The following is a 14,745-nucleotide window of genomic DNA, read 5'->3' on the forward strand; positions in this document are numbered from 1 at the left end:
ACTAACAATTGATAAGCGATTTATTTTTTGCTTTTTAGTGAATATCTAACTTGCGTAACGTCTCAATTATTAATGATGAACCGTCAAATTCCACTGGCCGAACGGCTACGCCCTCAAACGCTAGATGATGTAGTTGCCCAATCTCACCTCACGGGTTCGCAGGGTGTTTTGCGGGCAATGATCGAGCAGGGTAATCTAGCGTCGCTAATATTTTGGGGGCCGCCCGGGACTGGCAAAACTACTTTAGCTCGTATTGTTTCTCAGGAGTCAAGGCGGGAATTCTTTCAGCTCAGTGCCATTCAAGCGGGGGTGAAGGAGGTGCGCGAGGCTATTCAACGTTCTAAGATGTACGGAGGCGCTATTCTATTCATCGACGAAATTCATCGCTTTAATAAGTCGCAACAGGATGCTTTATTACATGCGGTGGAAGATGGAACTATAACGCTCATCGGCGCAACCACTGAAAATCCCTCCTTCGAGATAAACCCCGCGTTACTTTCTCGCTGTCAGGTGTACACATTAAACGCCCTTACCGAAGATGACTTACGAAAATTATTAGCGCGAGCCTTTCAGCAAGATACGTTTTTGCAAATCAAGAACATTGAATTAAAGGAAACCCAGGCCCTATTCAATCTTTCGGGCGGTGATGCCCGGCGGTTGCTAAATTTGGTTGACCTGATTGTTTCTGCTACTGAAAGTGATTTGATTGAAATTACCAATGAGGTTGTAACCAAGCTGGCTCAGACTCGACTAGCTCGCTACGAAAAAGGCGGAGAGCTTCACTACGACTTGATTTCTGCCTTTATAAAATCAGTACGGGGTAGCGATCCGAATGCGGCACTCTACTATATGGTGCGAATGCTGGCAGGAGGAGAAGACCCCAAATTCATCGCTCGTCGACTAATTATTCTGGCTTCGGAAGACGTGGGAAATGCCAATCCGACCGGGTTGGTGTTGGCAACCAATTGTTTTCAGGCAGTATCCATGATCGGAATGCCGGAAGCTGAGATAGTGTTGGCACAGTGTACTACCTACTTAGCAAGTTCGCCTAAGAGCAATGCTAGTTACGCTGGTTTACGCCAAGCGCAGGCTTTGGTGAGAAAAACCGGTGATCTTCCGGTGCCGCTTCATCTGCGTAATGCTCCTACTAAACTAATGAAGTCGTTAGACTACGGCAAAAATTACCAATACGCTCATGATTACGACCAGAGCTTTGTGGCGCAGGAGTTTTTACCAGAGGCTCTATCGAGAACTACTTTTTACCAACCCGGCCAGAACGCTCGGGAGAACGAATTGAGAAAACGCTTAAAGCAATTGTGGGGCGATCATTACAAGTATTAGAGCGGGCTTTACTAAGGTAAATTGATGGAAGGTTGCTGGGCAAGATTATTCAAACGGTACACCTGGAGTGAGTCGTTATTGCTAGCAATAATCCAAGAAGTCTCATTCGTGTTCTGGGTAAAAGGAACAATAGCTTTGGCATCCGTATCTACGAAAAAGCCACTCTCGGACAGACTCACTGAATGAAAGTCGCCTTGCCCATCTCCCAAGAAAACCCACCCAATTGAGGCGTCGAACCAGCCGTGTTGCGTTTCTGGAGCGTAGGAGTTTCCTACGGCTACTACGTCCAAGTTACCATCCTGATTAACATCAGCCACCGACATAGCATTAATGGGGGCGATTTGCGCGCGAACAGGTAGCTCGCGAGATTGAAACTTATTGTTACCAAGGTTTTCCAGATAACAGCTAGTCATCATCACGCTTTCTAGTATTTCAGCCTCAGCCAATTCTTTGGTAGTAAAAACTTCGTTAAATGAAGTAAGGGCGTAGCTATTGTAATCAGAAAACCGCTTACGCATCCCAACTAACTGATCGATAAGCTGCCCCCTCGAGTGGGCGGCATACTCTTTTCCTTGAATATAATAGCTCAAAATGGGATCAATACTGCCGTTTTGGTCGTAATCGCTGATGTATAATCGGATAGGCTCTTCTTCTGAAAACTTATACTTGGTGTTCCAACCAATGTTACCCGCCAGGTAATCAGTATCACCGTCGTTATCAAAATCGCCCTGAGCTAGGCTACTCCACCAACCGGAAGTATTGAGCAACCCAGTATTATCAGTTACGTTACTAAAAGTACCATGCTGGTTTTCCAGAAAAGTGAGTGGCATCCATTCTCCGCTAAGGAGTAAATCTGGTTGCTGGTCTTGATTAAAGTCAGTCCACAGCACGCTGGTAACTAAGCCAAATTGCTGTAGCACTGGAGCCACTTCAGCCGTGACATCCACAAATTTTCCGTTCCGATTTTCTAAAATATAGCTGGAGGCAGCTAACGGATACTGCTGGGGAATGAGTCTGCCTCCTACAAATAAATCTAGGTCACCATCTTGATCGTAATCCGAGGCAGCTACACAAGAACCACTGGTAAAGAATGTCGGAAGTGCGGTAGAATCGTAGGTGAAACTTCCGGTGCCATCATTCCGATACAAGCGATCAAGATAAGCCGGGTGGTTCTCATTAAATTCATTACCGCCACTTACTACGTATAAATCTAAGTTTCCGTCCTGATCGGGATCAAATAATATTGCATCCAGATCTTCACTTTGGGTGTGTTGCGCTAAGTCTTGCTGAAGAAATTCGCCATTAGCCTGCTGTAAAAAGAAAGCCCCGGACTGATTCGTAGCTCCCCCCACAAAAAAATCCTCCAACCCATCGCCATTGACATCGCCAACTGCCAACCCAGGGCCTTCTCTAGAAAAGCTTCGGTGTAGCAGCGGTTGATAGTTAAAATCATTGAAAGCAGCCTCCTGGTGCTTCCATTCCAAGCTCATTGAGTCAGTGACTTCAATAAGTAGGGGAGGGGGGGGGCTGATTTTTTCTGATGGCTTTCTGGGAGAGGCATCCTGATAAGATACTGAAAGTTGCTGATTAATGGTCACGTTGTACAAACGCTGCACTCGATTATCGGGCCACAGTATCACCAGACTATCTACCACGGAGGTACTACCTAAACCAAAGTGGACATTAGCCTCTACGGTAGATTTATACCCTCGGTAGGGCACATGATAATGATACTGAGTTTGACTGCCAGAGTGTAGTTGGATAACTGCTTGAAACCCATAAGGATTATTGGAAGGTCCCGTTAAGCTAACTCGCAGAAAATTATGCTTCCCATCTTGTGGAATGTGATTTTCGTAGATAAAGGCATTTTCATTGATGTTATTCATAACTAAATCCAAATCACCGTCTTGATCCAGGTCGGCGAACGCTGTTCCGTTAGTAAACGAAGGTTCTCGCATGCCCCAGGCTTCCGATACATCGGAGAAGAGTAAGGTGCTGCTGGAATCGCCTCCGTTGTTTCGATAAACGTAATTATGCACTTTAGCCTCTTTGAGCATTTCAGTTAATGCCAAAGATTTGTTGTGTTTGGCTTCCGCCGTTCCGAACTGGGAAGAGGCACTCAAGTACGTGATGAAATCAAGGTTGGTAACATCTTTTACGTAGCCATTGGTGATGAGCAAATCGCGGTAACCGTCGTTGTCATAGTCAGCAAATAAAGCACTCCAGCTCCAATCGGTAGCGTGTACTCCGGCTAGTTGCCCAATTTCGCTGAAAGAAGGATGCCCGGAAGGAGTAAAGCCGTTATGCATCTGGAGGGTGTTGCGTACGTACTGGGGAGTATAACCGTAGCCCAGGTTTATTTGAAAACGGTCATAACTTGGTTTGCCGAGCATGGTCTTTTGGCGGTAGTTATCTTCGGGCAGCATGTCCAATACCATAATATCCACTAACCCATCGTTATTAAAATCGGCTACATCGGTACCCATGCCGTTGTGAGAATGATGTTTTAGGTATTCTCCCGCTCGGTCCGTAAAGGTGCCATCGCCATTGTTAATCCACATCAAGTCATTGGTAATAAAATCGTTAGCTACGTAAATGTCAGGGTAGCCGTCTTGGTTAAAGTCGTTAATGCCCACTCCCAAGCCATAGCCTTCAATCAGGATACCGGCTTCCCTGCTTACTTCGGTAAAAGCGATTGATTTGCCCGATGAGTCATTGCGGTAAAGTTTATCAGTACTGATTCCTCCACCATTAGTATTTTTCTTTCGGGCAAGGTTATGGTTAAACGTCTCCATGCCGTTGGTGAGCAGGTACATATCCAGATCACCGTCCAGATCGTAGTCAAAAAAGGCAGCTTGGGTAGAATACCCCGCATCATTTAGATTAAATTTGGCAGCTTGGTCAATGAAGGTGGGAATGCCTTCGTCGTTTACACCCTGATTGATGAAGAAGTAGTTACGACTAAGGGTTGAATCGAATTTACTGGCTACGCATACGTAAATATCGAGCCAATTGTCCTGATTAATATCAACCATCGCTACGCCAGTAGCCCAGCGACTTGTGGTTGTACCCGATACTTCGGTAATATCGTCAAACTGAAGCTCACCGCGGTTCAGGTACAGTTGGCTGGATACTTGGTTACCGGCAAAAAAGAGATCGTCCAGACCGTCGTTGTTAATATCTCCTACGCCCACTCCGCCACCGTTGTACAGATAGGCGTAGTCAATTACGTTAAGAGAGTCATTCTCCGCAATGGCGTTGGTAAAATGAATGCCGGTTTGTTCGGGAGGCAGTAGTTGAAAAACGGCTGATTGCCTCGATTGGCAGTTGGTTAGAAATACGCAGGAGCAAATTATCCCAATCAGGATTTTATAGGTCATTTCGAGCTAAGTGACGGTGTTTCTTAATCCGAAATGTACGAAAAATCTGGGATGACTAACGCGCTGCGTTTGCTTTCCTTCGCCGCTAATAGAAAAAGGGTAGGCTAAGATTGGCCTTAGGTTTAGGCGGGAAACAGCTCTTCTAACTCGGCAATACCGTACTGAATATCTTGAACAACCACACTCACCAACGCAGGAACCGAAGATAAGTCAGATGATTCTTTGCAGTTTTGCTCGATGGTTTTGATCCGCTCTAATGTCGGTTTTAATCCCACAAACTGAAGCGATGGTTTCAACTGATGAGCCGCTTGCCCCACTTCATGCCAATTAGATTGGGCACAACTTGTTTGCAAGCGTTCTAGTGTGTTGGGAGCATCGTTTACAAAAGTTGTCACGATTGAGGTCATAAAATCCCGATCGCCCCCAGTAATTTCTTTAAGATACGTTAGATCAACACTAATACTAGGGCTGCTAACGGTCTGATTAATTTTATCTACGGGTTCCATAATACGCATATTTTTACATCAGTGATACTAAACCAAGGCAGTCTCAGAATTATTTGATTCAGCCATTTGACTATCTAATTCTTCAATTTCTTTGAGGTAGCGGTAAATGGTAGACTTTCCGATGTCTAACTTTTTAGCTACCAGCAATACATTATTGTCGTATTTTTTCAGGAAGTGTAGAATGATGCGAAAGGTGTACTCTCGCATGGTAAGCTCTTCTAAAATAAAATTTTCTTCTTTACGAACGCTGTTAAAGCGAATATCATCGGCTTCAATTAGGTGACCTTCGGCCATTACTGCTGCTAATTCAATGGTAGATTTCAGTTCCCGTACATTACCAGGGAAATTATATTTCATAAGTTTCTCCTGCGCCGACTTAGCGAAAGTGAGTCCGCCCATGTTATTGTCTTTACAGAACTGGCTAAGAAGGAAACGAGCCAATAAAATAATATCATTACCTCGGTCGCGTAGAGGAGGGAGGTGAATGGGTAAACCCAGCAAGCGATAGTATAAGTCTTCCCGAAAGTTTCCAGAGTTTACTTCATCCGCCAGATCGCGGTGGGTAGCTACTAATACCCGCACATCCAGCTTAGTGACCTGATTACCCCCAATTCGGACTACTTCCCGTTCCTGAAGCACCCGAAGTAATTTAGCTTGCAGGTTAAGCTCCATTTCTCCGATCTCATCCAGGAAAATGGTGCCGCCTTGGGCTTCTTCAAATTTACCAATTCGCCGGGCTGCAGCACCGGTAAAAGCTCCTTTTTCGTAACCAAACAACTCACTTTCAACCAACTCCTTCGGAATAGCAGCTAAGTTTACCGCTACGAAAGATTTTTCTTTGCGCTCAGAATTATAGTGAATAGCCTTAGCAACTACTTCCTTACCCGTACCGGTTTCCCCGGTGATCGATACTGTAATATTCGTTTTTACCGCTTTCTCCATTAGAGAAAACACTTGCTTCATGGCCGGACTATTGCCGATGATGCTTTTATTGAATTCGTATTTTTGGCTTACTTCCTGCTTGAGCTGATCTAGCTCGTTAACTAGAGAAAGATTGTTGCGGGCGTTATTAATTGCGTGCAGCAGTCGCCCTTTCGTATCCTGATCTTTAGTGATGTAATCAAACGCTCCGAGTTTCAGCAGCTCTACGGCGGTGCCAACATCTTCCTGTCCGGATATGGCAATAATAAAAATGTCGGAATTATACGCCTTTATTTTCTCAAGTAGCTCTTTACCGCTCATATCGGGTAATGAGTAGTCGATAGTAACAATGCTGGGCTTCAGGTGAAGATTATCCAGACATTCTTGACCAGTGGTAAATATTTGGGTTTCAATGTCCGGGTTCAATCCCAACGTATACTCGAGAAACTTTTGGTAAGTAGGATCGTCTTCTACGGCAAATATCTTAATACACTCTTCCGGTAACATAATCTACTAGTTAGCAGCAGCAAAGTGAGAAGAGAGCAAAAAAAAGCCAAAATCATTCTAAGTGATCTTGGCTTTGAGATGTTGAGTGAAAGAGTGCTAAACCGAAAAGCTTTCGCCACATCCGCAAGTGCGGGATGCATTGGGGTTAATAAACTGAAACCCTTTTCCGTTTAGTCCGTCGGTGAAGTCCAGGGTAGTACCCAAAAGATAAAGTAGGCTTCGTTTGTCTACCAGAATTCTTACTCCCTGGTCTTCGTATACCTGATCTTCATCTTTAATCTGGCTATCAAATTCCAGATCGTACATTAAGCCTGAGCATCCGCCTCCTCTCACAGCTACTCGCACATTATGGTTGTTAGAGTGGCCTTCTTCTTCTCTCAAAGCACTGATTTTATTTCTCGCTTTATCTGTTATCTTAATCATGACAAAGAAACATTTATTCTGAGTGAATTATCTCGTAAGTTTATCCCGAAACATACGTACGTACGACTATACAAGTTTCGCAAGTATAACAATACGCAGCTTACCGTAAAAAACCTATACCCGAAAAAAAAAGTTTCTCATAATGCGACTAGAACATATTGGTATTGCCGTAGCCGATGCTCAGAAAGCACAGAACTTGTTTGACCGCCTATTGGGAAAACCTGTTTATCAAGAAGAGACCGTTGATACTGAAAAGGTTACTACTTATTTCTACGATGCCGGAACTGCAAAACTAGAATTGCTGACTGCCAGTGAAGAAGCGAGTGTGATTAATAAATTCATTGAGAAAAGAGGGGAAGGAGTTCACCACTTGGCTTTTGAAGTAGATAATATCAATGAAGAAATTGAACGGCTAAAGGGTGAGGGGTTTGTATTTATCAATGAAAAACCTAAGCCCGGGGCTGATAATAAGATTGTTTGTTTTTTACACCCTAAAAGTACAAATGGGGTGTTAGTAGAACTTTGCCAGTCAGTATCAACGTCATAACGTATAATATTACACCCATGTCTAACAACTCTGACCGAACCAACATTGAACAATTAGGTGAATTTGGCCTGATTGATAGAATTACAAAATCTTTTAGTTCTCGCCATCCGGAAACGGTGCTGGGAGTAGGCGACGACGCAGCCATTGTTCAGTCTGGTGAAGAGCAAATGGTAATTACCAGCGATATGTTGTTAGAGGGTATTCATTTTGATTTGGCCTACATGCCCCTGGAGCATTTAGGCTACAAGGCCGTAGCGGTAAACATCTCGGATGTAGCCGCAATGAACGCTATCCCTAAGCAAATTACGGTAAACCTAGGCTTAAGTAATCGCTTTTCAGTAGAAGCCGTAGAGGCTCTCTACCAAGGTATTAGTTACGCTTGCGAAAATTATAAAGTAGATTTGGTAGGAGGAGATACTACTTCTTCTGCTTCTGGTTTGGTTATTTCGGTAACCGCTGTGGGTTTTGCTCCGAGTCAGCTAATTACCCGCCGGAGTACGGTTCAGGAAAATGATATTGTGTGTGTTACTGGCGATTTGGGCGGAGCCTATCTGGGTCTTCAGATATTAGCTCGCGAAAAACAGGTGTATCTGGATGCGCCTGACCAGCAACCCCAGCTAGATAAGTACAACTACGTAGTGCGTCGCCAACTACGACCGGAAGCCCGCATGGATTTAGTGTATGAGCTTCGGGATTTGGGAATTGTACCCACTGCCATGATTGACATTTCTGACGGACTAGCTTCTGAGCTTTTTCACCTAAGTAAACAATCAGGGGTAGGCTTCCGAATTTTTGAAGAAAACATTCCCTACGATCAGCAAACCTACGAAACAGCGGTTGAATTCCAGCTTAGCCCCATCACCTGCGCGCTAAACGGAGGCGAAGATTACGAACTGTTATTCACAATCAGCCAAGCCGACTACGAAAAAATTAAAAACCAAGCGGACATTCACAGCATTGGTTACGCGCAGAAGCAAGAAGGTGGACTTCAGTTGGCTACCAAAGCCGGGCAACTGGTAGACCTACAAGCCCAAGGCTGGAACCACTTCAACGGTGAAGAATAAAGATTCCTTGTTTATGTGTTATGGTGTTATAGTGCTGGGTGTTATGGTAGTTTGAGTTTTGCTCTGGAACTTGTTTAGGGTTTTAGTCATTGCTTATTGCAAATTAACCCCCTGCCCCAAGCGGAATGCCGCCCAGCCCCCGCTCCCCGCTAATTATTCATCATTCATTAGTCATTCATCATCACCTTCCATCCTTCCTCTTTTCATATCTCACATCTCATATTTCACATTTTTCATGTCTTACATCTTCCTCCTAGTCTTCCGGGTAGGGGATAAATAAAAAGTTGGTGAAGTCTTGATCTACCACAAACAGGCAGCAAAATTCATCCGGATTTTTGTAAGCCTTTTTAAAATCATCTTCGCTGTCGATTAGCTTTCTTTGAACAAATTCATCTAGGTAGGTAATATAGTAATGCCAGTTGGTAGCCATTTCGCCCCGCCCGATCAACAAGTTGCCAATGGGAATTTCTACTTTAGAGATAGGAAAGATTGGGAAATCAGAAAATCCGCGAGAGCGAACCTGATACGAGGCTTCTTTAAGTGTATCGGCCACTGCTACAAAATCCTGGGAGATAGAGCCTAGGTACTTTCCGTTGAGTTCGGGATTATTTTCCATACTACGATTACTATTTAACTACTTGAAGGTTTTCAGTAAAGGTAATATTACTAGAGATTATAGCAGTATACGATTTGTTAACCCCTCATTTATTAATCTATATTATTCAATATAAAACATTGTAAATCAATATTTTGAATTGCTATAGCTAAAGTAAAAATTAATATTATCACTTGCCTTCTATTCTAATCTTGAAAAGCGGGCTAAACCTTTTATGATGTGATGGGTCTAACCGATTATACAACACATCAGCATGAAGTACTTCGCCGCTCTTAGCTTTTTATTTTTTGCTTCGGTGGTACAAGCCCAAACCTTTAAGCTGAGTGGAGTAGTAGTCGACAGTATCGATCAAAACCCTTTACCGGGAGCAACAATCCTACTATCAGACGTAAGCAATGAGCAAAAAACAAGAGCCGTAATTGCGGACGAATCGGGAAAGTTTTCTTTTGAGAGTCTCCCGGCAACAGGTTGCCAAATCCGCATCACGTACGTTGGTTACAAACCGTACGAAAAGTGGGTTATGCTGCGTAATGCTGATCGCAATCTGGGTAAAATTATTCTAGCTCCATCAGTTCAAACACTTAAAGAACTAAAAATTAGTGGGCAAGTACTTCCCACTGTTCAAAACGGAGATACCACGGAGTATAACGCCGATGCTTTCAAGGTAACCCCGGATGCAGATGCAGCCGATCTCATCAAAAAAATGCCGGGCGTGGTGGTGCAGAACGGACAGGTGCAAGCCCAGGGCGAAGATGTGCAACAGGTGCTGGTCGATGGCAAAGAGTTTTTCGGTAATGATCCTACTTTAGCACTACGAACCCTACCCGCCGAAGTCATTGATAAAATTCAGGTATACGACCGCCAAAGCGACCAAGCCCAGTTCACGGGTTTTGATGATGGCGAAACCGTTAAAACGATTAATATTATTACGAAGATCAATAAGCGAAATGGTCAATTTGGTAAAGTGTACGCGGGCTACGGTTACGATGATAAGTACCAACTTGGCGGAAACATTAATATCTTCGATAAAGACCGTCGGGTCTCTATGATCGGGCAAGCGAACAACATCAACCAACAGAACTTTGCAAATGAAGATTTACTGGGGGTAGTCAGTAGTACCGGTGGCGGCCGACGGGGTGGTTTCCGAGGGGGAAGGCCCGGCGGTGGCGCAGGTTCAATAGGCGGTCGGGGCAGACGCAACTCCGGAGGTAGTAATGTAAACGACTTTCTGGTAGGTCAGCAAAGTGGTATTTCTACTACCAATGCGTATGGTCTAAACTACACTGATTCTTGGGGAGAACGCTGGGAAACTAGCGGTAGCTACTTCTTTAATAGCAGTGCAAATGATGCGGTGGAATCGCTGAATCGAACTTTTTTTCTGGAGCAAGATGCTACGCAGGAGTACCAGGAAGAAAACCAGAACTACAGCGATAATTTCAATCACCGCCTGAATATGCGGATGACCTACCAGATTAATTCTCGCAACTCACTAATTATTCAGCCTCGGGTGAGTTTTCAGCAAAATCAAACTAGTGCGCTCCAAACTGGAGTAACCGAGCAGGAAGAAAGACTACTAAACCAAACCAATAACTCTTCTACATCTGATATTGGTGGCTACAACTTTGCCAATAATTTACTGTTTCGTCACCGCTTTGAGAAACGCGGGCGTACCATCTCCGCCCGATTGAGAACGACTGTGAATCAGCAGGATGGCTTTCAATTGCTTCTAGCTGAGAATCGCTCGTTTGGTACGAACCAGAGCCTGAACGATACCATCAATCAGGAAACTGACTTTGCGCGAGACGGCTGGAATGTAGGTGGTAACTTGGTTTATACGGAACCTTTAGGGCCGGGCATGGTGCAAATTACGGCCGAAACCAATCGCCAGACGGAGTTCTCGAATAAAAAGACCTTTGGTTTTAATGAGGCTTTGCAAGAACATATGTTGCTTGATTCAGCATTGAGCAATGAGTTCGCCAGCATCTATCAAACGCAGTCAGTTGGAACCGGTTACCGTTTTTTTTCGGGTGGCCGGCATTCCGGTGGCCGGCATTCCGGTAGCCGGCATTCCGGTGCTGGGCAAGCCCGAGGTTTCATGGGAATGATTAGCGTGAAGTACCAATGGGCTAACTTACGAAGCGATCAGGTATTTCCATCCGAGGGTTTCATTAACCAAGATTTTGCTAACCTGCTCCCATCAGCGATGCTACGGTACAAAATTAGCGATAGCAAGAATCTTCGTCTGTTTTATCGTACTAGCACCCAAGCCCCTTCGGTTACCCAATTGCAAGATGTGATAGATAATAGCAATCCGCTACAACTCACGGTGGGAAATTCTGCCTTAGACCAAGAGTATCGTCATAATCTGTTTTTACGCTATTCGTCGGTTAATGCCGATAAGTCAAACACATTTTTTGCTTTACTAGCGGGATCAATTACTGATAACTACGTTGGAAACTCCACGTTCATCGCTAATCAAGATACGCTCATTAACGGAAGTGTTTTACTGGCCGAAGGTGGGCAACTCACCCAAGCTATTAATATTGGGCAGCAGCGCAGTATTCGCACCTTTGTTACCTACGGACAGCCGATCAACTGGTTAAAAAGCAATCTGAATATTAATCTTTCAGGAAATATTGCTCAAACCCCCGGTTTAATCAACGAGCAGCAAAACAAGGCCACCAACAGTACCGCCGGGTTAGGACTCACCCTTAGTAGCAACATTAGCGAAAACGTTGATTTCACTATTTCCTCTACCTCAAATTACAATTGGGTAAGTAATTCAATCCGCAGCGAACTCAACGACCAGTTCGTTAATCAGAGTACGAACGGAGAACTAACCTGGATTTTTGGAAAAGGGCTAGTTTTCCGAACCCAACTGAATCATCAGTTATTTTCGGGACTTACCGAAGGATTCGATCAGAATTTTGTGCTATGGAATATGAGCGTTGGGAAGAAGTTTCTGAAAGACCGAAGGGGCGAATTACAACTATCCGTCTTTGACCTACTGAAGCAAAACCAAAGTGTGCAGCGCAACATTACTGAGTCGTATATTGAGGATGTTCAAACGCAAGTGCTCCAGCAGTACTTTATGCTTACCTTCACCTATCAGGTACGGAATTTCAAGTTGTGAGGATTTGGATTTAAGTACTCCTGATTTTATCAATAAACTCACCAAACCTCGGACACTTTTGAGCTATTCTGCTAACACCAATTTTTTGGGCAATCACCACACCGTCGGTGGTTTTACCGTATTCAGGGAATAATGTTTCCATTCTATGGGAAGGAGATGTCTGCACTGAATCGTTAATCTCTTTAGGATTATCATTGAACTTCGCCAAGATGGCATCTAATTCCTTTTTTGAAGCTTTCTTCTGATAATGCTGGGTTACTTTCGTAGAATCAGAAAATAAGAAAGCTTCAAACTCATGCATTTAGAGAAACACTGAAAACTTAGGGTTACTGATTTTCTCTTCAATTCTCTGAGCAACGAATTCTGCCTTTTCATTTGAACTGTTTACTCCACTATATTTCTTTAGGAAGGAAGAGTGAAGCCCGTAGAAATCGTAGACAAAGAAAACTTTTTCGCAATGAGAAGTTTGGCGCAGAAAGCGATGTATATTTTGAATACAATGATCGTAGGTGATTGCACCACCCTTGTTTTTGCGTGAGGTCTGATTCTTTTTATTAGGCATCACAGTTACTTCAAGAATATGAGTAGCCTGAAAGTGTTCTCCGACTATCGTTTTATAAAATATCTCTTCCGACTGTCCTTCAACAATGAGAAAAATATGCTTCATACTATCTAATGTCGTCCTCCAAAGAAGTTATTTTCCCACAATTCACCTAGGGTATAATCGCCTAACCATTCTTTCAATTCTTTACTATCTTTCCTTGAGCAGTGGGACTTTCAGCTAATTCAAAATCATTAAACTGCGGATAGACCAATCTTACCGAATGCTTTTAAAATTCTCTATGTCAATTTTCTTTAGCATATATTAGCTGATTAATCAACAGTATTCATACAGACATCAGGCAACGCCAACGAATTTGCCTGGTGTTGTACCAACAAAGTAATTAATTTTCCCGAATGCAGTATTCTTCTTCTATCAATCTTTTAGCTACGGCTACTGTATTACTCATTATCTCGTGCACTACCCGTCCTGGAGTTCGCAGCCGGGAATTAAAGGGCTTGGTTGGTGAATCGCCGGTTTTTGAGCGGAGCTTTACAGGGTTTGCGCTGTACGATACTGAGCGAGGTGAAATGGTATATGAGTATCAGCCAAACAAATATTTTACCCCAGCTTCTAATACGAAGATTTTCACATTGTATGCTGGATTAAAAATGCTCGGAGATTCTATTCCCGCACTGCAATATCAAATTCAAAGCGATACACTTATCTTTACGGGAACGGGTGATCCAACTTTTCTTCATCCGGATATTCAACGTATTGATACCACCTACGAGAATCAAGTGTACCAGTTTCTCAAAAATAGTGATCGCAAATTGGTATACGTCGAGCGACCCACCACCGATGATTACTTTGGGCCGGGCTGGGCTTGGGGAGATTACAATTACTACTATTCTTCCGAGAAGTCGGTGTTTCCGATCTACGCCAATGTGGTTCGCTTTCAGTTTAAAGAAAATATTGCCAAGCCCTTTCCGTATCCGCGCTACTTCAACAGCTTTGTGCAAGGGTTCCCTAATGCCAACCAACCGTCCTACCTACGGCGAGATCGACACCAGAATGCTTTTTACTACGGAGCCAAACCCGATACTCTGGCGTTTGCCCGGGATGTGCCGTTTATCCAATCGGCTTCGCTGGTACTAGATTTACTGCAAGATACGCTGAAACAGCGAGTAAGCAGGCTACCGGATTATCCGGGAGAGTTTACTGACACGCTGTACAGCCTTCCGGCGGATAGCGTTTACCAGCGCATGATGCAACTGAGCGATAATTTTATTGCCGAACAATTGCTTCTGGTATGTTCCTCAACTCAGCAAGATACACTCAGCTCGGAATGGACGATTGATTACGTAACCGAAAACTACTTATCAAATTTACCAGACAAACCCATCTGGGTAGACGGTTCAGGCCTGTCGCGCTACAATCTGCAAACCCCCCGCAGCATTGTTGCCCTGCTACAAAAAGTAGATGAAGAGCTAGCTGATGAGCGCATCAAAACGATCTTTCCGGCAGGTGGGGTTTCGGGTACCATTGAGCATTGGTACGGAAATCCGGGTGGTGCGCCTTACGTGTTTGCCAAAACAGGTACGTTGAGTAATAAGCACGCCCTCAGTGGTTTTCTATTTACCCGATCAGGAAAGAAACTCATCTTCAGCTTTATGCACAATAATTACATCACTTCATCCTCAGTGCTGAAAGTAGAAATGGAGCAGGTTTTACGAAAACTGTACGAAGAGTACTGATTAGCTATT

At 44.0% G+C, this 14,745-nt stretch carries 10 protein-coding genes and 1 pseudogene; 5 read left to right on the top strand and 6 right to left on the bottom strand.

Annotated features, from left to right (window positions below):
* Nucleotides 1–72 precede the first annotated feature (72 nt).
* Complete coding sequence (locus P0M28_RS27610) at nucleotides 73–1,341, top strand: replication-associated recombination protein A (RefSeq protein WP_302206732.1); 1,269 nt, start codon at nucleotides 73–75, stop codon at nucleotides 1,339–1,341.
* Nucleotides 1,342–1,352: 11 nt separating this feature from the next.
* On the opposite strand, the gene P0M28_RS27615 is transcribed toward P0M28_RS27610, so the two are convergent.
* From P0M28_RS27615 to erpA, 4 genes are all read right to left on the bottom strand, one after another.
* Nucleotides 1,353–4,721, bottom strand: a complete 3,369-nt coding sequence (locus tag P0M28_RS27615; protein WP_302206733.1) for a VCBS repeat-containing protein — start codon at nucleotides 4,719–4,721, stop codon at nucleotides 1,353–1,355.
* Nucleotides 4,722–4,843: 122 nt separating this feature from the next.
* On the bottom strand, nucleotides 4,844–5,227 hold the full coding sequence (locus P0M28_RS27620; RefSeq protein ID WP_302206734.1) for an Hpt domain-containing protein: 384 nt from the start codon (nucleotides 5,225–5,227) through the stop codon (nucleotides 4,844–4,846).
* 27 nt (nucleotides 5,228–5,254) lie between these two features.
* Complete coding sequence (locus tag P0M28_RS27625; RefSeq protein ID WP_302206735.1) at nucleotides 5,255–6,655, bottom strand: sigma-54-dependent transcriptional regulator; 1,401 nt, start codon at nucleotides 6,653–6,655, stop codon at nucleotides 5,255–5,257.
* A gap of 96 nt (nucleotides 6,656–6,751) precedes the next feature.
* Nucleotides 6,752–7,078 carry an iron-sulfur cluster insertion protein ErpA gene (gene erpA, locus P0M28_RS27630; RefSeq protein WP_302206736.1) on the bottom strand — a complete coding sequence of 109 codons (327 nt, stop codon included), beginning with the start codon at nucleotides 7,076–7,078 and terminating at the stop codon, nucleotides 6,752–6,754.
* Nucleotides 7,079–7,220: 142 nt separating this feature from the next.
* Here erpA and mce point away from each other — a divergent pair, with 142 nt between their 5' ends.
* Both mce and thiL read left to right on the top strand, forming a co-directional pair.
* Nucleotides 7,221–7,625 (top strand): methylmalonyl-CoA epimerase, encoded by a 405-nt coding sequence (gene mce, locus P0M28_RS27635; protein ID WP_302206737.1) that lies wholly within the window; start codon nucleotides 7,221–7,223, stop codon nucleotides 7,623–7,625.
* A 17-nt stretch (nucleotides 7,626–7,642) separates the two neighbouring features.
* Entirely contained in the window at nucleotides 7,643–8,689 is a 1,047-nt protein-coding gene (gene thiL / locus P0M28_RS27640; protein WP_302206738.1) for a thiamine-phosphate kinase, read from the top strand.
* Nucleotides 8,690–8,942: 253 nt separating this feature from the next.
* Here thiL and P0M28_RS27645 read toward each other — a convergent pair whose 3' ends face one another.
* Nucleotides 8,943–9,305 (bottom strand): hypothetical protein, encoded by a 363-nt coding sequence (locus tag P0M28_RS27645; protein WP_302206739.1) that lies wholly within the window; start codon nucleotides 9,303–9,305, stop codon nucleotides 8,943–8,945.
* A gap of 253 nt (nucleotides 9,306–9,558) precedes the next feature.
* Here P0M28_RS27645 and P0M28_RS27650 point away from each other — a divergent pair, with 253 nt between their 5' ends.
* Entirely contained in the window at nucleotides 9,559–12,438 is a 2,880-nt protein-coding gene (locus P0M28_RS27650) for an outer membrane beta-barrel protein (RefSeq protein WP_302206740.1), read from the top strand.
* Between the two features lie 10 nt (nucleotides 12,439–12,448).
* On the opposite strand, the pseudogene P0M28_RS27655 reads toward P0M28_RS27650, so the two are convergent.
* Nucleotides 12,449–13,105: pseudogene (locus P0M28_RS27655) on the bottom strand (DUF4276 family protein).
* Nucleotides 13,106–13,395: 290 nt separating this feature from the next.
* Between P0M28_RS27655 and P0M28_RS27660 the strand changes: the two are divergent.
* A complete protein-coding gene (locus tag P0M28_RS27660; protein WP_302206741.1) occupies nucleotides 13,396–14,736 on the top strand; it encodes a D-alanyl-D-alanine carboxypeptidase/D-alanyl-D-alanine-endopeptidase in 1,341 nt (446 codons plus the stop codon).
* The last annotated feature ends 9 nt before the right edge of the window (nucleotides 14,737–14,745 follow it).

The organism is Tunicatimonas pelagia (assembly GCF_030506325.1).
Classification (GTDB): Bacteria; Bacteroidota; Bacteroidia; order Cytophagales; family Cyclobacteriaceae; genus Tunicatimonas; species Tunicatimonas pelagia.